The sequence below is a fragment of the Streptomyces seoulensis genome (assembly GCF_022846655.1).
Lineage (GTDB): Bacteria > Actinomycetota > Actinomycetes > Streptomycetales > Streptomycetaceae > Streptomyces.
This window is the reverse complement of sequence record NZ_AP025667.1, coordinates 5,144,078-5,164,016: the sequence shown is the minus strand read 5'-3', so window position 1 is coordinate 5,164,016 and position 19,939 is coordinate 5,144,078. Positions and strand designations below refer to the sequence as shown.

General features: G+C 71.6%; 13 protein-coding genes. 10 read left to right on the top strand and 3 right to left on the bottom strand.

Annotated elements, in window-relative coordinates; genetic code table 11:
* Positions 1-101 precede the first annotated feature (101 nt).
* A complete protein-coding gene (locus HEK131_RS23690; protein ID WP_217464784.1) occupies positions 102-1,136 on the bottom strand; it encodes a CAP domain-containing protein in 1,035 nt (344 codons plus the stop codon).
* Between the two features lie 178 nt (positions 1,137-1,314).
* On the opposite strand from HEK131_RS23690, the gene HEK131_RS23685 reads away from it, so the two are divergent.
* The 4 genes from HEK131_RS23685 to HEK131_RS23670 all read left to right on the top strand — a co-directional run bounded on the left by HEK131_RS23685 (position 1,315) and on the right by HEK131_RS23670 (position 7,643).
* The gene (locus HEK131_RS23685) at positions 1,315-1,596 is read left to right on the top strand and encodes an acylphosphatase (RefSeq protein WP_217464785.1); all 282 of its coding nucleotides are present in this window, start codon (positions 1,315-1,317) and stop codon (positions 1,594-1,596) included.
* A gap of 381 nt (positions 1,597-1,977) precedes the next feature.
* Positions 1,978-2,181, top strand: a complete 204-nt coding sequence (locus HEK131_RS23680) for a hypothetical protein (RefSeq protein WP_030808525.1) — start codon at positions 1,978-1,980, stop codon at positions 2,179-2,181.
* 262 nt (positions 2,182-2,443) lie between these two features.
* A complete protein-coding gene (smc, locus tag HEK131_RS23675) occupies positions 2,444-5,998 on the top strand; it encodes a chromosome segregation protein SMC (protein WP_244336946.1) in 3,555 nt (1,184 codons plus the stop codon).
* 226 nt (positions 5,999-6,224) lie between these two features.
* The gene (locus tag HEK131_RS23670; protein ID WP_217464787.1) at positions 6,225-7,643 is read left to right on the top strand and encodes a sugar porter family MFS transporter; all 1,419 of its coding nucleotides are present in this window, start codon (positions 6,225-6,227) and stop codon (positions 7,641-7,643) included.
* Between the two features lie 521 nt (positions 7,644-8,164).
* Here the strand turns inward: HEK131_RS23670 and HEK131_RS23665 are convergent.
* Entirely contained in the window at positions 8,165-9,610 is a 1,446-nt protein-coding gene (locus HEK131_RS23665) for a cytosine permease (protein WP_244336944.1), read from the bottom strand.
* A 180-nt stretch (positions 9,611-9,790) separates the two neighbouring features.
* Between HEK131_RS23665 and ftsY the strand changes: the two genes are divergently transcribed.
* On the top strand, positions 9,791-10,996 hold the full coding sequence (gene ftsY / locus HEK131_RS23660) for a signal recognition particle-docking protein FtsY (protein ID WP_217464789.1): 1,206 nt from the start codon (positions 9,791-9,793) through the stop codon (positions 10,994-10,996).
* A gap of 90 nt (positions 10,997-11,086) precedes the next feature.
* Here the strand turns inward: ftsY and HEK131_RS23655 are convergent, their stop codons facing one another.
* A complete protein-coding gene (locus tag HEK131_RS23655) occupies positions 11,087-11,749 on the bottom strand; it encodes a bifunctional DNA primase/polymerase (RefSeq protein WP_244336942.1) in 663 nt (220 codons plus the stop codon).
* Positions 11,750-12,207: 458 nt separating this feature from the next.
* On the opposite strand from HEK131_RS23655, the gene nsdA reads away from it, so the two are divergent.
* The 5 genes from nsdA (at position 12,208) to ffh (ending at position 19,886) form a co-directional block, all read left to right on the top strand.
* Entirely contained in the window at positions 12,208-13,686 is a 1,479-nt protein-coding gene (gene nsdA, locus HEK131_RS23650; protein WP_217464791.1) for a transcriptional repressor NsdA, read from the top strand.
* A 360-nt stretch (positions 13,687-14,046) separates the two neighbouring features.
* Complete coding sequence (locus HEK131_RS23645) at positions 14,047-15,387, top strand: ammonium transporter (RefSeq protein WP_244336941.1); 1,341 nt, start codon at positions 14,047-14,049, stop codon at positions 15,385-15,387.
* On the top strand, positions 15,384-15,722 hold the full coding sequence (locus HEK131_RS23640) for a P-II family nitrogen regulator (protein WP_161150361.1): 339 nt from the start codon (positions 15,384-15,386) through the stop codon (positions 15,720-15,722). The genes HEK131_RS23645 and HEK131_RS23640 overlap by 4 nt, the downstream gene beginning before the upstream one ends.
* Before the next feature lie 36 nt (positions 15,723-15,758).
* Positions 15,759-18,218 carry a [protein-PII] uridylyltransferase gene (locus HEK131_RS23635; protein WP_244336940.1) on the top strand — a complete coding sequence of 820 codons (2,460 nt, stop codon included), beginning with the start codon at positions 15,759-15,761 and terminating at the stop codon, positions 18,216-18,218.
* 117 nt (positions 18,219-18,335) lie between these two features.
* Entirely contained in the window at positions 18,336-19,886 is a 1,551-nt protein-coding gene (gene ffh / locus HEK131_RS23630) for a signal recognition particle protein (protein WP_244336938.1), read from the top strand.
* Positions 19,887-19,939 lie beyond the last annotated feature (53 nt).

Below are 19,939 nucleotides of genomic sequence, written 5' to 3'. Positions count from 1 at the left end.
CCTCGCGCGGGTGCTCGCATGCAATGATCCAACCGGGCGCCGACGCGGAACTGGAGGGTGACGGCCCAGGACGATGCCTAGGCATCTGACCTGCGGCTTTCTCAGTAGCCGAAGTCCTGCGTCCACCAGGGTCCGCCGGAGGCCATGTGGACGCCGACGCCGAGGGTCTTGAAGTCGCAGTTGAGGATGTTGGCGCGGTGGCCGGGGCTGTTCATCCAGGCTTCCATGACCGCTGCCGCGTCGGCCTGGCCGCGGGCTATGTTCTCGCCGCCGAGGCCCGTCACGCCGGCCTTCGCGGCCCGGTCCCACGGGGTCGCGCCGTCGGGGTCGGTGTGGTCGAAGAAGCCGCGCGCGGCCATGTCGCCGCTGAACGCCTCGGCCAGGTCCGTCAGCGCCGAGTTCGCCGCCACCGGGGTGCAACCGACCTTCGCCCGCTCCACGTTGACCAGCTTCAGCACCTCCGCCTGGGCGATGGCCTGCGCCGACGCGGTGATCGGCGCCGAGGTCTCGGGAGCCTTCGGGGCGGGAGCCGGGGCCTTGGTCTGCGACTCGCTGGGCTCCGGGTCGGGCGCGGGGTCGGCGGCCGGCTTCGACGGGGCCGGCTTCGGGGCCGGGGCCTGCGAGGTCGGGGCCGACGCCGGGGCGGAGGGGGCGGGGGACGCCGGGGTCGTGGTCCTCTGGCCCGTGGAGGGGGAGCCGGGGGCGACCGGGGTGTCCGCGCTGCCGGAGGAACCGCCCTGCTCGCTGGCCGCGTTGCCGGGGGCGCCCACCGCCTGCACCCGCTCACCGGGGCCGCTGCTGGTGCCGCCGCCGATCCGGTAGTTCTGCAGGCCGGGCACCGCGCCCGCGGCCACGGCCGCCGTGCCGAGGGCGACGGCGGCGGAGACGCCCAGCAGGCCCGTGCGCACCGGGGTGGCCGCCTTCCTGGCGCGCCGATGGCCACGCTGCTTCGCCCCGATCGTCGCCGCGAAGTCGGCCTCCAGGGCCCTGCGCTCGTCGTCGGTGGCGTACAGGTAGTCCGTGCCGGGGGCAGTGGTCCCGCCGTGCGCCTGCGGTCGCTGGTACGACGCGGCGCCCCTGGGTTCGTACGACTCCGGCCCCGCACTCCCTGTGCCGGATCGTCGATGGCGTCCCATGCCCTGCCCCATTCCTCGTACTCGCGGTCGGCCGACGCCGGGTTGCGGCGATACCCCCCGGCCGATCCAACTCACTCGATCGAGTGAGTTTCAGATGAGAGTCATTGGGTGGGGACGGTACCGCATGCCACTGGGGCAGGGTGTGCCTCGCGGGACATCCGGCGGTTAGGTTGCAGCCATGAGTGAGGAAGTACGGCTGGTGGCCTGGGTGCGCGGACGGGTCCAGGGAGTGGGTTTCCGCTGGTTCACGCGTGCCAGGGCGCTGGAGATCGGCGGGCTGAGTGGTTTTGCTCTCAATCTGGCCGACGGACGGGTCCAAGTCGTCGCCGAGGGGCCCCGCGAGGGCTGCGAGGGACTGCTCGGCTGGCTCCAGGGCGCCGACACGCCCGGACGGGTCGACGGTGTCACCGAGATCTGGGACACACCCCGCGGCATCTACGACGGCTTCGCCATCCGTTGAGCCCGTTCGCCGAGGGCCGCTTTCCACGCCCGCGCGGGGGTGCCGCGCGGGGGCGGCCGGGGGAAAACAGGCTGGTGGTTGCCAAGAACGGCTCGGCGTGGCAGGCTCCCGAGGTGTAGCTGATCGTCACGCCCCGAGGGCCCCGTAGAAGCAGCAGCGCCGCCGTCGACCGGCCGCGCGCCGCGGGTTCGCCCCCCAATACGGGGTGTGATCGTGTTGACCGTCAAACTTTTTGGTGAGACGCTGAAAGCCCCGCGCATCTTGGCTGTTTGGCATGACGAACGGCAGTGCAACACCAGCGTGTGCCAGGCATGCCGGGTGCGAATCCCTCACGACCTGTCCGCATCGGTCACGGTCACTCAGTGTGGAGGACCATCCATCATGGCAAAGGCGCTTCTCGGTTACGTCGGCGGCTCCGACCCGCGACTCCTCGCCGAGATGCGACGGCTGCAGCAGCGAGTACAGGACCTGGAATCCGAGCTCACCCGGATCCAGTCGGAGAACGACGCGCTGACGGCTGCCGCCTCTCAGGACAGGATCATGGAGAGCATCGACGCACACCAGGCGGAGCCTGCGCTCACCTGATCACTGCATCGTCCACGACAGCATTCGCAGCGGTCGGACCCGCCCGTAACCACCGCGTCAGTGGTAATCGCTTCGAGCCGACCCGGACGGCGGAGCCCGTCCGTCCGAGTCACAGGGACGCTTCGGCGTCCCTCAGTTCTTTCCCCCGCGCATCCTTTCAGCGTCTTCAACAAATGATGTGCCCTTCGTGTACATGGGCGAAACCGCAGGGTTGCGAGTGTTCGTGGAGTGAGATACCACCTGCCCGGTAAAGTCCGGCTGCGTGCATCTCAAGGCCCTGACCCTCCGCGGCTTCAAGTCGTTCGCCTCGGCGACCACGCTCCGCTTCGAGCCGGGCATCACCTGTGTCGTCGGCCCGAACGGCTCCGGCAAGTCCAACGTGGTGGACGCGCTCAGTTGGGTCATGGGCGAGCAGGGCGCCAAATCCCTGCGCGGCGGCAAGATGGAGGACGTCATCTTCGCCGGCACCACCGGCCGACCCCCGCTGGGCCGCGCCGAGGTGTCCCTCACCATCGACAACTCCGACCGCGCGCTGCCCATCGAGTACGCCGAGGTCACCATCACGCGGACCATGTTCCGCAACGGCGGCAGCGAGTACCAGATCAACGGCGACACCTGCCGTCTGCTGGACATCCAGGAGCTGTTGTCCGACTCGGGCATCGGCCGCGAGATGCACGTCATCGTCGGCCAGGGCCAGCTCGACTCCGTCCTGCACGCCGACCCCATGGGCCGCCGCGCCTTCATCGAGGAGGCGGCCGGCGTCCTCAAGCACCGCAAGCGCAAGGAGAAGGCGCTGCGGAAGCTCGACGCGATGAAGGCCAACCTCGCGCGCGTGCAGGACCTCACCGACGAACTCCGCCGCCAGCTCAAGCCGCTCGGCCGCCAGGCCGCCGTCGCCCGTCGCGCCGCCGTCATCCAGGCCGACCTGCGCGACGCCCGCCTCCGCCTCCTCGCCGACGACCTCGTACGGCTCCGTGAGGCGCTCGGCGCCGAGATCGCCGACGAGGCCGCCCTCAAGGAACGCAAGGACACCGCCGAGCGCGGACTGCGCCAGGCCCTCCAGCGCGAGGCCCACCTGGAGGACGAGGTACGCCGGCTCGCCCCACGCCTGAGGCGCACCCAGCAGACCTTCCACGACCTGTCCCAGTTGGCCGAGCGGGTGCGCGGCACCGTCTCGCTGGCCGAGGCCCGCGTCCGCAGCGCCACCTCCGCGCCCCCCGAGGAACGGCGCGGCCGCGACCCCGAGGACCTGGAACGCGAGGCCGCCCGGGTCCGGGAGCAGGAGGCCGAGCTCGAAGCCGCCCTGGAGGCGGCCCGGCACGCCCTCGACGACACCGTCGCCCATCGCGCCGAGCTCGAACGCGCGCTCACCGCCGAGGAACGGCGCCTGAAGGACGCCGCGCGGGCCATCGCCGACCGTCGCGAGGGCCTGGCCCGGCTGTCGGGCAAGGTGGGCGCCGCCCGCTCCCGCGCCGCCTCCGCCCAGGCCGAGATCGACCGGCTGGCCGCCGGCCGCGACGAGGCCCAGGAACGCGCGGTCCACGCGCAGGAGGAGTACGAGGTCCTCCAGGCCGAGGTCGACGGGCTCGACGCGGACGACGCCGACCTCACCGAACGGCACGAGAGCGCCAAGCTGCGGCTCGCCGAGGCGGAGAACGCGCTCGGCGCCGCCCGCGACGCGGTCACCGGAGCCGAACGCGAACGCGCCGCCCTGCGCGCCCGCCACGACGCCCTCGCCCTGGGCCTGCGCCGCAAGGACGGCACCGGCACTTTGCTCGAAGCCCGCCACCGCCTCACCGGCATCCTCGGCCCGGCCGCCGGACTCCTCACCGTCACCCCCGGCCACGAGACCGCCCTCGCCACCGCCTTCGGCACGGCGGCCAACGCGCTGGCCGCCACCACCCCCGCGGCAGCGGCCGAAGCGATCCGTCACCTCCGCAAGGAGGAGGCGGGGCGGGCGGCGCTGCTGGTCGCCGGGGGACAGGACGAGGACGGCCGGGTGGAGGCGGTGAGCCAGTACCCGTTCGCCGCCGATCTCGTGCGGGGCCCCGCCGAGCTGATGCCCGCCGTGCGGCGGCTGCTGCGGGGGATCGTCGTGGTGGGCACGCTGGAGGAGGCCGAGGCGCTCGTCTACGCGCGGCCCGGACTGATCGCGGTGACCGCTGACGGGGATCTGCTCGGGGCGCACTTCGCGGAGGGCGGTTCGGCCGGGGCGCCCAGCCTTCTGGAGGTGCGGGCCTCCGTGGACGAGGCCGCCGCCGAGCTGGCGGAGCTGGCCGTGCGGTGCGAGGAGCTGGCGCGGGCGCAGGAGACGGCGGCCGCGGTCAGAGCCGGGGCCGCCGCGCTCGTGGAGGAAGTGGGGGAGCGGCGCCGGGCCGCCGACCGGGAGAAGTCGGCCGTCGCCCAGCAGCTCGGCCGGCTCGCCGGGCAGGCGCGCGGCGCCGCCGGGGAGGCGGAGCGTTCGGCCGCGGCCGCCGCCCGCGCCCAGGAGGCGCTGGAGCGGGCCGTGGCCGAGGCGGAGGAACTGGCCGAGCGGCTGGCCACCGCCGAGGAGATGCCGGCCGAGGAGGAGCCCGACACCTCCGTGCGCGACCGGCTCTCCGCCGACGGCGCCAACGCGCGGCAGACCGAGATGGAGGCCCGCCTCCAGGTCCGTACGCACGAGGAACGGGTCAAGGGGCTCGCCGGACGGGCCGACTCGCTGGACCGGGCCGCCCGCGCGGAGCGCGAGGCACGCGCGCGTGCGGAGCGGCGGCGGGCCCGGCTGCGCCACGAGGCGGCCGTCGCCGCGGCGGTCGCCGAGGGCGCCCGGCAACTGCTGGCGCACATCGAGGTGTCCCTCGGCCGCTCCCAGCGGGAGCGGGACGCCGCCGAGGCCGCCAAGGCCGCCCGCGAGGGGGAGTTGGCCGATGCGCGCGGCGTGGGGCGTGAACTCAAGGCGGAGCTGGACAAGTTGACGGACTCGGTGCACCGGGGCGAGGTGCTCGGCGCGGAGAAGCGGCTGCGGATCGAGCAGTTGGAGGCCAGGGCGCTGGACGAACTCGGGGTCGAGCCCGAGGGTCTCGTGGCCGAGTACGGCCCTCTCCAGCCGGTGCCGCCCTCGCTCCCGGCGGACGGCGAGGAGCTGCCGGAGGATCCCGGGCACCCCCGTCACCAGCCCCGTCCCTTCGACCGCACGGAGCAGGAGAAGCGGCTGAGGGCGGCGGAGCGGGCCTACCAGCAGCTCGGCAAGGTGAATCCGCTCGCGCTGGAGGAGTTTGCGGCGCTGGAAGAGCGGCACAAGTTCCTCAGTGAGCAACTGGAGGACCTGAAGAAGACACGGGCCGATCTGCTGAGGGTGGTGAAGGAGGTCGATGAGCGCGTCGAGCAGGTCTTCGCCGAGGCGTTCCGGGACACCGCCCGCGAGTTCGAGGGCGTCTTCGCCCGGCTCTTCCCCGGCGGTGAGGGGCGGCTGGTGCTGACCGACCCGGACGACATGCTGGCCACCGGGGTGGACGTGGAGGCGCGGCCGCCGGGGAAGAAGGTGAAGCGGCTGAGCCTGCTGTCCGGCGGCGAGCGGTCGCTGACGGCCGTGGCCATGCTGGTGTCGATCTTCAAGGCCCGGCCCAGCCCCTTCTACGTCATGGACGAGGTCGAGGCGGCCCTGGACGACACCAATCTCCAGCGGCTGATCGGGATCATGCGCGAGCTGCAGGAGAGCTCGCAGCTGATCGTGATCACCCACCAGAAGCGCACGATGGAGGTCGCGGACGCGCTGTACGGCGTCTCGATGCAGGGTGACGGTGTGTCGAAGGTCATCTCGCAGCGGCTTCGCTAGCCGGGCTTTCAAGATCAAATAAGCGTGCGTTTACTTCTTGAACAACTTGAGCGTGCGCGTATCTCTTAAGTCACAGTCATCTGGGTATTGACTTCGAAACTTGAAGGCATAGTCTCTGCAACGTTGCTTTTACCTTCAGGTGTAAGTGGCGCCAAGTTGTGCGCCACTGGAACCTGGAAGGGCTCGCCCCCACCCGGCAGCGTTGCCGTGGCCCGAGGAGTTACACGTGACCAGCACAGCGCAGGCACCCCAGCCAGGAGCCGGGACGGCTCACCCCGAGCATCTCGGGCACGTCATCTTCATCGCGGCCGCGGCCGCGATGGGCGGCTTCCTGTTCGGCTACGACAGCTCCGTGATCAACGGCGCCGTCGAGGCCATCCGTGACCGTTACGACGTGGGCTCCGCCGTCCTCGCCCAGGTCATCGCCATCGCGCTGATCGGCTGCGCCATCGGTGCCGCCACCGCCGGCCGCATAGCCGACCGGATCGGCCGTATCCGCTGCATGCAGATCGCCGCCGTGCTGTTCACCATCAGCGCCGTCGGTTCCGCGCTGCCCTTCGCGCTGTGGGACCTCGCCTTCTGGCGCATCATCGGCGGTTTCGCCATCGGCATGGCCTCGGTCATCGGCCCGGCCTACATCGCCGAAGTGTCCCCGCCCGCGTACCGCGGCAGGCTCGGCTCCTTCCAGCAGGCCGCGATCGTCATCGGCATCGCCGTCTCGCAGCTCGTCAACTGGGGCCTGCTCAACGCCGCCGGCGGCGACCAGCGCGGCAAGCTGATGGGTCTCGAGGTCTGGCAGGTCATGCTGGGCGTCATGGTCATCCCGGCCGTCCTCTACGGCCTGCTCTCCTTCGCCATCCCCGAGTCCCCGCGCTTCCTGATCTCCGTCGGCAAGCGTGAGCGCGCCCGCACGATCCTGGGCGAGGTCGAGGGCAACGGTGTCGACCTCGACGCGCGTGTGAACGAGATCGAGCACGCCATGAAGAGCGAGCACAAGTCCTCGTTCAAGGACCTGCTCGGCGGCAGCTTCTTCTTCAAGCCGATCGTCTGGGTCGGTATCGGCCTCTCGGTCTTCCAGCAGTTCGTCGGCATCAACGTCGCGTTCTACTACTCCTCGACGCTGTGGCAGTCGGTCGGTGTCGACCCGACGGACTCCTTCCTGTACTCCTTCACGACGTCGATCATCAACATCATCGGCACCGTGATCGCCATGATCTTCGTGGACCGCGTCGGCCGTAAGCCGCTGGCCCTCATCGGCTCCGTCGGCATGGTCATCGGTCTCGCGCTGGAAGCCTGGGCGTTCTCGTACAACCTCGTCGACGGCAAGCTCCCCGCCACGCAGGGCTGGGTCGCCCTCGTCGCCGCCCACGTCTTCGTCCTCTTCTTCGCCCTCTCGTGGGGCGTGGTGGTCTGGGTCTTCCTCGGCGAGATGTTCCCGAACCGGATCCGCGCCGCCGCCCTCGGTGTCGCCGCCTCCGCGCAGTGGATCGCCAACTGGGCCATCACCGCGAGCTTCCCGTCGCTGGCCGAGTGGAACCTCTCCGGCACGTACGTGATCTACACGGTCTTCGCCGCGCTCTCCATCCCCTTCGTCCTGAAGTTCGTCAAGGAGACGAAGGGCAAGACCCTGGAAGAGATGGGCTGACCGCCCCCCCCTGGACCCGAGGAGAAGGGCCAAGTCCCCGCTGCCCCTCTCCTCGCACCTCCACCGCCCCCGCTCCGGCCACTGCCTGGAGCGGGGGCGGTGTTGTCGTGTCCGGGGGCGGTGCCGTTGCCCTCGGTCGGACCGGGTACGCCGGGGGCACGGGCCGATGTCGGGTCCCGTCGGGGAGGGCTCGGTCGGCTGTGCGCCGGCATCTCCGAAGGGGGAAGCCCCGTCGGCCAGGTGGAGGGCTCGTGCCCCTGGCGGGCCGACAGCCCACGGGCCGCACACGGGCGGGTAGGCCGAGATGCCGACTCGCGCACGGGAGTCGACCCCCGGCTCGGCTACTGGCCGACATCCTGCGCGGACCGGCGAGCCAGGCCCACCCCGCGCATCGGGCGCTGGAGCGCAGGCGCTGACGGAGCCACCGCGAGGCCCCCGCCCGGCGCCGGACCCCGCCGATTCCCCGACCCGGTACGCCGAAGGCCCCCTCCGTGGAGGGGGCCTTCGGGTTTCGGTGGGGGTCAGACCGTCGCGGAGGTCTGCTCCTCGGCCGGTGCCGGGGTCGGCGAGGGGATGCGGGGCTTCGGGAGGGCCAGGTACAGGGCGGCGGAGATGACGATCGCCGCGATCCAGCCCAGGCCGTACTCGCCGATGACGTTGTTCTTCGCCAGGGGGCCGGTGAACCAGTCCGAGGTGGTGAAGAGCAGGCCCGAGACCAGGCCGATCGCCCAGGCGGCCACGGCGGCGGGGGAGAAGCCGGCGCGGTACCAGTAGGCACTGGTGCGGGTGGTGTCGGCCAGGGCGCGGGCGTCGTACTCCTTGCGGCGGAGCATGTCCGCGCCGAAGACGCCGGTCCAGGCGGAGAAGGCCACCGCGAGCATCGACAGGAAGGCGATGAAGGAGCCCATGAAGCTCGACGCCACCAGCATCAGCACACCGCCCAGCGCCAGCGAGATCACGGCGTTGACGGAGACGGCCCAGTGGCGCGGGATGCGGAAACCGAGCGTCTGCGCGGTGAAGCCGGCCGAGTACATCGACATCGAGTTGATCAGCAGCATGCCGACCACGGCGATCAGCAGGTAGGGGATCGTGATCCACAGCGGCAGGATCTTGCCGAGGAAGGAGACCGGGTCGGCCGCCGAGGCCAGATCGGGGGTGGCCACCGCCATCACCGCACCCATCAGGACCAGCGGCAGTACGACGATGCCCGCCCCGCCGATGGTGTGCCCGACGACCGCCTTGGAGGAGGCCGTACGCGGCAGATAGCGGGTGAAGTCCGGCGCGGACGGGATCCAGCTCACGCCACCCGCGGCGATCAGGCCGACGGCGGTGATCAGCGAGGCCGTCGACCCCGCGCTCCCGTGCAGCACGCGCGACCAGTCGGTGTGCACGGCCAGATACCCCAGGACCAGCACCGAGAAGACACCGAAGAGGTACGTCGCGTACTTGCTGCACTTCTGCACGGCGCCGATCCCGAGCCCGGAGATCACGAACGTGGCGATCACGAAGAGGAGCAGCGTGACCATGTCCAGCACGCCGTTCGCCTTGATGCCGAGAGCGAGGTCCAGGATGGTGAGCAGCGCGTACGCGCCGGTCACGGCGTTGATCGTCTCCCAGCCCCAGCGCGCGACCCAGATCAGCGAACCGGGCAGCAGATTGCCGCGCTGACCGAAGACCGCCCGCGACAGCGCCATGCCGGGCGCGGCACCCCGCTTGCCCGCGATGCCGATCAGCCCGACCAGGCCGTAGGAGACGAGCGGCGCGACGGCCGCCACGACGAGCGCCTGCCAGAAGTTCAGGTGATACGTCACGACCAGGCTCGCGCCCATCGTGAGCAGAAGCACGCTGATGTTGGCCCCCACCCAGGTGGGGAAGAGCCCGCGGGTGCGCGCGGTGCGTTCGTGATCGGGGACCGGCTCGATGCCACGGGTCTCCAGCGCGCCCTCGCGCGCGGCCGTCTTGCTCATGAAGGGGGAGTGTCCTAGCGGTGGGGGACGAGGACGACGGGCTCAACACGCGGAGCGGAGCCGAGAGTCATCGTAGTTTAATCCGACTCCACTACCCCTGTGGCATTTGTCTCCTGGAGGAAATGCCAGGCGCGCGGAAGCCTCTTCGTCGGATACCCCATGGCTGATACTGGACAGGTTATGGAAACCATCATCCTTGCTGTAGTCATCGCCGTGGTCGTGCTCGGCGCGCTCGGCGGGCTCCTCATCACCAGCAGGCTCAAGAAGCCGCTGCCGCCGCCCCCGCCGTCGACCCCAGACCTGACCGCGCCCCCGGCCGAACCGCACGTCGGTGACGAGGCCGAGACCCCGCGCGACGAACAACGCCGGACCATCGAGGAGGTGGACCTTCCGGGTGGCGGCGCCCCCACCACCGTCGAGGAGCCCCCCGCCGCCGAGAAGGCTCCCGAGATCGAGATCCCGGAGCCCAGCGCCGGACGCCTCGTCCGCCTGCGCTCCCGCCTCTCCCGCTCGCAGAACGCCCTCGGCAAGGGCCTGCTCACGCTGCTGTCGCGCGAGCACCTGGACGAGGAGACCTGGGAGGAGATCGAGGACACCCTCCTCACCGCCGACGTCGGCGTCCAGCCCACCCAGCAACTGGTCGACCGGCTGCGCGAGCGCGTCAAGGTGCTCGGCACCCGCACCCCCGAGGAACTGCGCGGCCTGCTCCGCGAGGAGCTGCTCCAGCTCGTCGGCACCGACATGGACCGCGAGGTCAAGACCGAGCCCGAGAGCCGCAAGCCCGGCATCGTGATGGTCGTCGGCGTCAACGGCACCGGCAAGACCACCACCACCGGCAAGCTCGCCCGGGTCCTGGTCGCCGACGGCCGCACCGTCGTCCTCGGCGCCGCCGACACCTTCCGCGCCGCCGCCGCCGACCAGCTCCAGACCTGGGGCGAGCGCGTCGGCGCCTACACCGTGCGCGGCCCGGAGGCCGGTGACCCCGCCTCCGTCGCCTTCGACGCGGTGAAGGAGGGCAAGGAGATGGGCGTCGACGTGGTGCTCATCGACACCGCCGGACGTCTGCACACCAAGACCGGCCTCATGGACGAGCTGGGCAAGGTCAAGCGCGTCGTGGAGAAGCACGCCCCGCTCGACGAGGTGCTGCTCGTGCTCGACGCCACGACCGGCCAGAACGGCCTGGTGCAGGCCCGCGTCTTCTCCGAGGTCGTGGACATCACCGGCATCGTGCTCACCAAGCTCGACGGCACCGCCAAGGGCGGCATCGTCATCGCCGTGCAGAACGAGCTGGGCGTGCCGGTCAAGCTCATCGGCCTCGGTGAGGGCGCCGACGACCTGGCGCCGTTCGACCCGGAGGCGTTCGTCGACGCGCTCCTCGGTGACTGACCCCCGTCACCGCACCCGCGCTCACGCCGAAGCGCCCGCCCCCGCGAGAGACGGGGGACGGGCGCTTCGGCGTGAGAGGGGCCGGGGCCGCTACGCCGGGGCGGCGGAGCGGTGCGCCACATAGGCCAGCGTGCCCAGCAGCAGCCGGGCCGCCGGCGGGCGCGTCGCCCCGTCCAGCACCGGCGGCCTGAGCCAGCGCACCGGACCGAGGCCGCCCCGGTCGGAGGGCGGGGCGGTGATGTGCGTACCCGGGCCGAGGCCGCGCAGGTCCAGCGCGGAGGGGTCGTCCCAGCCCATGCGGTACAGCAGGTGGGGCAGCTCGGCGGCGGTGCCGGGGGCGACGAGGAAGTGCGCGCGGCCCTCCGGGGTCGCGGTGACCGGGCCGAGAGGCAGCCCCATCCGCTCCAGCCGCACCAGCGCCCGGCGCCCCGCGGCCTCCGCCACCTCGATCACGTCGAACGCCCGGCCGACCGGCAGCATCACCGACGCGCCCGGCACCTCGGCCCACGCCCGGCTCGCCTCGTCCAGCGTGGCCCCCGCGGAGACCTGGGGCGCGAAGTCCAGCGGATGCGCGCCCGGCTCCGGGCAGCCGGCCCGCCCGCACGAGCAGGCACCGCCCGCGGCACGTGCACCCGGCACCACGTCCCAGCCCCACAGCCCGGCGAACTCGGCGGCCGTGGTGCATTCCGGTGTGCGGCCGCGCCGACGCGTGCCGGAGCGGATCTCCCGGATGCCGCCGATCGTGAAACCCATGCCCCCTCCAACGGGTCGAGCGCGCCGGTGGTTACGAAACGGAGTGAGAGGGATGCGGAACGTGACTCCTCGACTCTCGCTTTCCCTCACCCCTATCGGGACAAGGCAGCGCATCGTGGCACGAACGGTGGTGTACGGGACGTCGCGCGCCCCCACGCGCTTCCTTCCGCCCACTGCCGATCGCCCGGTGTCAAGTGAATCGCGGGGTGGTCAACCTGAGTTCATTCGAAGGGGTGGCGAATGGTGGCGTTTCAAGGATCGCCGTGGCTGGAAGGGTGATCGTGGGATTACTGTGAGTGTGCGAGTCCCGGGGGCACATGCACTCATGGGTATGCCGGGGGCAAGCCGTCAGCTCGTTCGAAGGGTGAGAACCACCGGACGGGCGGCCCGGTCCACCGGCATTCTGATAGGGCTTGGCGCATTCGGCGACAGGTGGATTCAGGAATGGGGGCGTTCCAGTGGGCGGCAACGGCGGTGGCGGGACGAACGCTGACAAGCGCCCCAACGACCTGCTCGGTTCGTGGTTCGTGCGCAGCGGCTGGTCCAAGGGCGAGCTGGCCCGCCAGGTGAACCGCCGGGCCCGGCAGCTCGGCGCCAACCACATCTCCACCGACACCTCGCGGGTCCGCCGCTGGCTGGACGGGGAGAACCCGCGCGAACCCATCCCGCGCATCCTCTCGGAGCTGTTCTCCGAGCGGTTCGGCTGCGTCGTCTCCATCGAGGACCTCGGCCTGCGCGTCGCCCGCCAGTCACCGTCCGCGTCCGGCGTCGACCTGCCCTGGACCGGCCCGCAGACCGTCGCGCTGCTCAGCGAGTTCTCGCGCAGCGACCTGATGCTCGCCCGGCGTGGCTTCCTCGGCACCTCCCTCGGCCTCTCGGCGGGCCCCGCGCTCATCGAGCCCATGCAGCGCTGGCTGGTCCCCACCCCCTCCGCGTCGGCCCCGCCCGAGCCCGACCCGGCCCACGAGCCCCGCAGGCCCGGCCGGCTCTCCCGCCCCGAGCTGGAGCTGCTGGAGTCCACCACCAAGATGTTCCGGCAGTGGGACGCCCAGTGCGGCGGCGGCCTGCGCCGCAAGGCGGTCGTCGGGCAACTGCACGAGGTCACCGACCTCCTCCAGGAACCCCAGCCCGAGGCCACCACCCGCAAGCTCTTCAAGGTTGCCGCCGAACTCGCCGAACTGGCCGGCTGGATGTCGTACGACGTGGGGCTCCAGCCCACCGCGCAGAAGTACTTCGTCCTCGCCCTGCACGCGGCCAAGGAAGCCGGGGACAAGCCGCTCGGCTCCTACGTGCTCTCCAGCATGAGCCGCCAGATGATCCACCTCGGCCGCCCCGACGACGCCCTCGAACTCATCCATCTCGCGCAGTACGGCAGCCGGGACTGCGCCAGTCCGCGCACCCAGTCCATGCTGTATGCGATGGAGGCCCGCGCCTACGCCAACATGGGCCAGCCCGGCAAGTGCAAGCGCGCCGTCCGCATGGCCGAGGACACCTTCGCCGACGCCGACGACTGGGACGAGCCGGACCCCGACTGGATCCGCTTCTTCTCCGAGGCCGAGCTGCACGGCGAGAACTCCCACTCCTTCCGCGACCTCGCCTACGTCGCCGGCCGCAGCCCCACCTACGCCTCGCTCGCCGAGCCGCTGATGGAGCGCGCCGTGGAACTGTTCGCCAAGGACGGCGAACACCAGCGGTCCTACGCGCTCAACCTGATCGGCATGGCCACCGTGCATCTCCTCCAGCGCGAACCCGAGCGGGGCAGCGCCTACGCCTCCAGCGCCATGGAGACCGCCCGCAAGGTCCGCTCGGAGCGCGTGAACACCCGTATCCGCAAGACGGTCGGCACGGCGGTCCGGGACTTCGGGGACCTCTCCGTCGTCATCGACCTCACCGAGCAGCTCGCCGTCGACCTGCCGGAGAGCGCCGAGGCGGGCTGACCCGCCCGCGCGACCCACATGCCCCGGCCGCGGCCGGTCCTCCCGAACTGCCCGACTCGGCTCCCCCATGCCAGGTCATCGAGAGGCCGGACGCGGCCGGTTCACGTATGCCCCCACCCGCCTGTCGCTGCGGCTGTCCCGGCGCCGGTTGCGCCACGATAACGATCGGCGTGCCCGGCAGCGGGCAGTTCATGGACGCGTAACACGCCAGGTGCCTTCGTCACCCCCGCGAAACAGCCAGGGGCCCCCGTCGAAACCGCGCTGCGTCAGTCTCATGGCGCATAACCGGCCCACCCCTCACTTGACCGGACCGCCCAGGCACCGCCCGCACGGGGCCGTACAACCGATGAGGAGACGCCGATGGCAGCAGCCATCACGCTTGCCGCGGAGGCACCGAAACTGTCCTCCGCGAACACAGGCTTCATGCTGATCTGTTCCGCCCTGGTGCTGCTCATGACGCCGGGTCTGGCCTTCTTCTACGGAGGCATGGTCCGCGTCAAGAGCACCCTCAACATGCTGATGATGAGCTTCATCAGCATCGGTATCGTCACCATCCTCTGGGTGCTCTACGGCTTCTCCCTGGCCTTCGGCTCGGGGTCCGCCTTCATCGGATGGAACGCCGACTGGCTCGGACTGAGCGACATCGGGCTGACGGAACTCTGGCCGGACTACACCATCCCGGTGTTCGTCTTCATGGTCTTCCAGATGATGTTCGCCATCATCACCCCCGCACTCATCAGCGGAGCCCTCGCCGACCGGGTGAAGTTCTCGGCCTGGGCCCTGTTCGTCGCCCTGTGGGCCACGGTCGTCTACATCCCGGTCGCCCACTGGGTCTGGGCCTCCGACGGCTGGGCCTTCAAGCTCGGCGTCATCGACTTCGCGGGCGGCACCGCCGTCCACATCAACGCCGGTGCCGCAGCGCTCGGCGTCATCCTGGTCATCGGCAAGCGCGTCGGCTTCAAGAAGGACCCGATGCGCCCGCACAGCCTGCCGCTCGTCATGCTCGGCGCCGGACTGCTGTGGTTCGGCTGGTTCGGCTTCAACGCCGGCTCCTGGCTGGGCAACGACGACGGCGTGGGCGCCCTGATGTTCGTCAACACCCAGGTCGCCACCGCCGCCGCCATGCTGGCCTGGCTCGCCTACGAGAAGATCCGGCACGGCGCGTTCACCACCCTCGGCGCCGCCTCCGGTGCCGTCGCCGGACTCGTCGCCATCACCCCGTCCGGGGGCGCCGTCTCCCCGCTCGGCGCGATCGCCGTCGGCGCCATCGCCGGTGTCGCCTGCGCCGCCGCCGTCGGCCTGAAGTTCAGGTTCGGCTACGACGACTCCCTCGACGTCGTCGGCGTCCACATGGTCGGCGGCATCGTCGGCTCCCTGCTCATCGGCTTCTTCGCCACCGGCAAGGGCCAGTCCGACGCGGCCGGCGTCTTCTACGGCGACCACTCCTTCGACCAGCTCTGGAAGCAGTGCGCCGGCGTCTTCGCCGTCCTCGCCTACTCCCTGCTGGCCTCCGCCGTCCTCGCCTTCCTCCTCGACAGGACCATCGGCATGCGGGTCCCCGAGGACGAGGAGATCTCCGGCATCGACCAGTCCCAGCACGCCGAGACCGCCTACGACTTCAGCGGCGCCGGCGGCGGGGTCGTCGGCAGCGGCACGGCGCAGGCGTCGGCCGCCACGAAGAACAAGAAGGTGGACGCATGAGGCTCATCACGGCGGTCGTCAAGCCGCACCGGCTCGACGAGATCAAGGAAGCCCTCCAGGCGTTCGGTGTCCACGGACTCACCGTCACCGAAGCCAGCGGCTACGGCCGCCAGCGCGGGCACACCGAGGTCTACCGCGGCGCCGAGTACACCGTCGACCTCGTCCCCAAGATCCGCGTCGAGGTGCTCGCCGAGGACGAGGACGCCGAGCAGTTGATCGACGTCATCGTCAAGGCCGCCCGGACCGGCAAGATCGGGGACGGCAAGGTCTGGTCCCTGCCGGTCGAGACCGCCGTCCGCGTCCGCACCGGCGAGCGCGGCCCGGACGCGCTCTGACACGAGGAAAGACAGAGAAAGAACAGGAGTCGCTGGGTGACGCGCACGGATGACCGCAAAGAAGCCGACGACACGGGACCCAGCGGCTACGCGGCGGCCCGGCTGCACCTCCTCAACCAGGGGGCGCGGTCCGGGCCGCCGCGCCGTTCCGCCCTCGCCGGACTCACCGACGACTGGCTGACCGGCCTCTTCACCGCCGCCGCACCGGCCGCCAAGGGCGTCTCCCTCGTCGCCGTCGGCGGCTACGGCCGCGGCGAACTCTCCCCCCGCAGCGATCTCGACCTGCTGCTCCTCCACGACGGCACCGACCCCGCGGCCGTCGCCGCCCTCGCCGACCGCCTCTGGTACCCCGTCTGGGACCTCGGCATCAGCCTCGACCACTCCGTCCGCACCCCCGCCGAAGCCCGCAAGACCGCCGGCGACGACCTCAAGGTCCAACTCGGCCTGCTCGACGCCCGCCACCTCGCCGGCGACCTCGGCCTCACCGCCGGACTGCGCACCGCGATCCTCGCCGACTGGCGCAACCAGGCCCCCAGACGCCTCCCCGAACTCCAGGAACTCTGCGCCGAACGCGCCGAACGCCACGGCGAACTGCGCTTCCTCCTCGAACCCGACCTCAAGGAGGCCCGGGGCGGGCTGCGCGACGCCACCGCCCTGCGCGCCGTCGCCGCCTCCTGGCTCGCCGACGCACCCCGCGAGGGCCTCGCCGACGCCCGCCGACGCCTCCTCGACGCCCGCGACGCCCTCCACCTCCTCACCGGCCGCGCCACCGACCGCCTCGCCCTCCAGGAACAGGACCAGGTCGCCGCCGAACTCGGACTCCTCGACGCCGACACCCTGCTCCGCCAGGTCTACGAGGCCGCCCGCGTGATCTCGTACGCCGGGGACGTCACCTGGCGCGAGGTCGGCCGCGTCCTGCGCGCCCGCGCCGTACGGCCCCGGCTGCGCGCCATGCTCGGTGGCGGAAAGCCCGTCGCCGAACGCACCCCGCTCGCCGAAGGCGTCGTCGAACAGGACGGCGAGGCCGTACTCGCCCGCACCGCCCGTCCCGAACGCGACCCCGTACTGCCCCTGCGCGCCGCGGCCGCCGCCGCCCAGGCGGCCCTCCCGCTCTCCCCGCACGCCGTACGGCGCATGGCCGCCACCGCGCGCCCCCTGCCCACCCCCTGGCCCGCCGAGGCCCGCGAACAACTGATCACCCTGCTCGGCTCCGGCCGCCCCACCGTCGACGTATGGGAGGCACTGGAGGCCGAGGGACTGATCAGCCGCCTCCTGCCCGACTGGGAACGCGTCCGCTGCCGCCCCCAGCGCAACGCCGTCCACCTCTGGACCGTCGACCGGCACCTCATCGAGACCGCAGTCCGCGCCTCCGCCCTCACCCGCCGTGTCAGCCGCCCCGACCTGCTGCTCGTCGCCGCCCTCCTGCACGACATCGGCAAGGGCTGGCCCGGCGACCACTCGGTGGCCGGTGAGATCATCGCCAAGGACGTCGCCGCCCGGCTCGGCTTCGACCGCGCCGACGTCACCGTCCTGGCCGCCCTCGTCCGGCACCACCTGCTGCTGGTCGACACCGCCACCCGCCGCGACCTCGACGACCCCGCCACCCTCCGGGCCGTCGCCGACGCCGTCGGCAGCCAGAGCACGCTGGAACTGCTGCACGCCCTCACCGAGGCCGACGCCCTCGCCACCGGCCCCGCCGCCTGGTCCGCCTGGCGCGGCTCCCTCGTCGCCGACCTCGTCCGCCGGGTCTCCGCCGTGCTCGCCGGAGAGCACCCCGGCACCGAACCCGAACCCGCCGCCCCCACCGCCGAACAGGAACGCCTCGCCATCGAGGCCCACCGCACCGGCGGCCCCGTCCTCGCCCTGCGCGCCCAGGCCGAACCCGCCGCACCGCACGACGACACCTCCGGCGGGAGCGAGCCGCTCGGCGTCGAACTGCTCATCGCCGTACCCGACCAGCCCGGCGTCCTGCCCGCGCTCGCCGGAGTCCTCGCCCTGCACCGGCTCACCGTCCGCACCGGCGGTCTGCGCACCCTCCGTCTGCCCGACGATGTGGACGACGACGGCTCCGTCCTGCTGCTCGACTGGCGGGTCGCCGCCGAGTACGGCTCCCTCCCACAGGCCACCCGGCTCCGCGCCGACCTCGTCCGCGCCCTCGACGGCACCCTGGACATCACCACCCGCCTCGCCGAACGCGACGCCGCCTACCCCCGCCGCCGGGGCCGGGCCGCCCCGCCCCCGCGCGTCACCGTCGCCCCGGCCGCCTCCCGCCACGCCACGGTCATCGAGGTCCGCGCCCAGGACGCACCTGGCCTGCTGTTCCGTATCGGCTCGGCCCTGGAGAAGGCGGCGGTACGGGTACGGAGCATGCATGTCAGCACGCTGGGCGCGAACGCGGTCGACGCTTTCTACGTCACCAGCGGCACCGGGGCGCCACTGCCCCCGCAGGACGCGACGGCGACGGCCCGGGCGCTGGAGGAGGCGCTGCGAGCCTGAGACAGGTGCCGGAACTCCCCGCCCGCCGGGTGCGACGGGCGGGGATGAATCGCTTGCGCGGCCGGATACCCTGGAGGGCAGCCCAAAACGACTCCGACCCCGAGGACCGACGCCGCCGTGTTCGATACTCTCTCCGACCGCCTGTCAGCGACTTTCAAGTCTCTCCGGGGCAAGGGTCTGCTGACCGAGGCGGACGTCGACGCCACGGCACGCGAGATCCGCATCGCGCTCCTCGAAGCCGACGTGGCCCTGCCTGTCGTCCGGTCGTTCATCAAGAACGTCAAGGAGCGCGCCCTCGGCGCCGAGGTCTCCAGGGCGCTGAACCCCGCCCAGCAGGTGCTCAAGGTCGTCAACGAAGAGCTGGTGACGATCCTCGGCGGCGAGACCCGCCGACTGCGGTTCGCCAAGCAGCCGCCGACCGTGATCATGCTGGCCGGTCTCCAGGGTGCCGGTAAGACCACCCTCGCGGGCAAGCTCGGCCTGTGGCTCAAGGCGCAGGGCCACTCCCCGCTGCTGGTCGCCTGTGACCTCCAGCGCCCCAACGCCGTGAACCAGCTCAGCGTCGTCGCCGAGCGCGCCGGTGTCTCGGTGTACGCCCCCGAGCCGGGCAACGGCGTGGGCGACCCGGTCAAGGTCGCCAAGGACTCCATCGAGTTCGCCAAGGCCAAGGTCCACGACATCGTGATCGTGGACACCGCCGGCCGCCTGGGCATCGACCAGGAGATGATGCAGCAGGCCGCGGACATCCGCGACGCGGTCTCCCCGGACGAGATCCTCTTCGTCGTCGACGCCATGATCGGCCAGGACGCGGTCAACACCGCCGAGGCGTTCCGCGACGGCGTCGGCTTCGACGGCGTGGTGCTCTCCAAGCTCGACGGTGACGCCCGCGGTGGTGCCGCCCTGTCGATCCGGCAGATCACCGGCAAGCCGATCATGTTCGCCTCCAACGGCGAGAAGCTGGACGAGTTCGACGCGTTCCACCCCGACCGGATGGCCTCCCGCATCCTCGACATGGGTGACCTCCTCACCCTGATCGAGCAGGCGGAGAAGACGTTCAGTCAGGAAGAGGCCGAGAAGATGGCCTCGAAGCTGGCGTCGAAGAAGGGCCAGGACTTCACCCTGGACGACTTCCTGTCCCAGATGGAGCAGGTCAGGAAGATGGGCAGCATCAGCAAGCTGCTCGGCATGCTCCCGGGCATGGGCCAGATCAAGGACCAGATCAACAACATCGACGAGCGGGACGTGGACCGCACGGCCGCCATCATCAAGTCGATGACCCCGGCCGAGCGCACCGACCCGAACATCATCAACGGCTCCCGCCGCGCCCGTATCGCCAAGGGTTCCGGCGTCGAGGTCAGCGCGGTGAAGGGCCTGGTGGAGCGGTTCTTCGAGGCGCGCAAGATGATGTCCCGCATGGCCCAGGGCGGCGGGATGCCGGGCATGCCGGGGATGCCGGGCATGGGTGGCGGCCCCGGCCGCACCAAGAAGCAGCCCAAGAAGGCCAAGGGCAAGCAGCGTTCGGGCAACCCGATGAAGCGCCAGCAGCAGGAGCTGGAGGAGGCCCAGCGCCGCGAGGCCGCCGCGCAGGGCGGCAACGCGCTCGGACTGCCCCAGCAGGGCGGCAAGGACTTCGAACTGCCGGACGAGTTCAAGAAGTTCATGGGCTGAAACAGGCTCGTACGTGCCGAGGGCGCCCCTTCTTCGTGAGGGGGCGCCCTCGC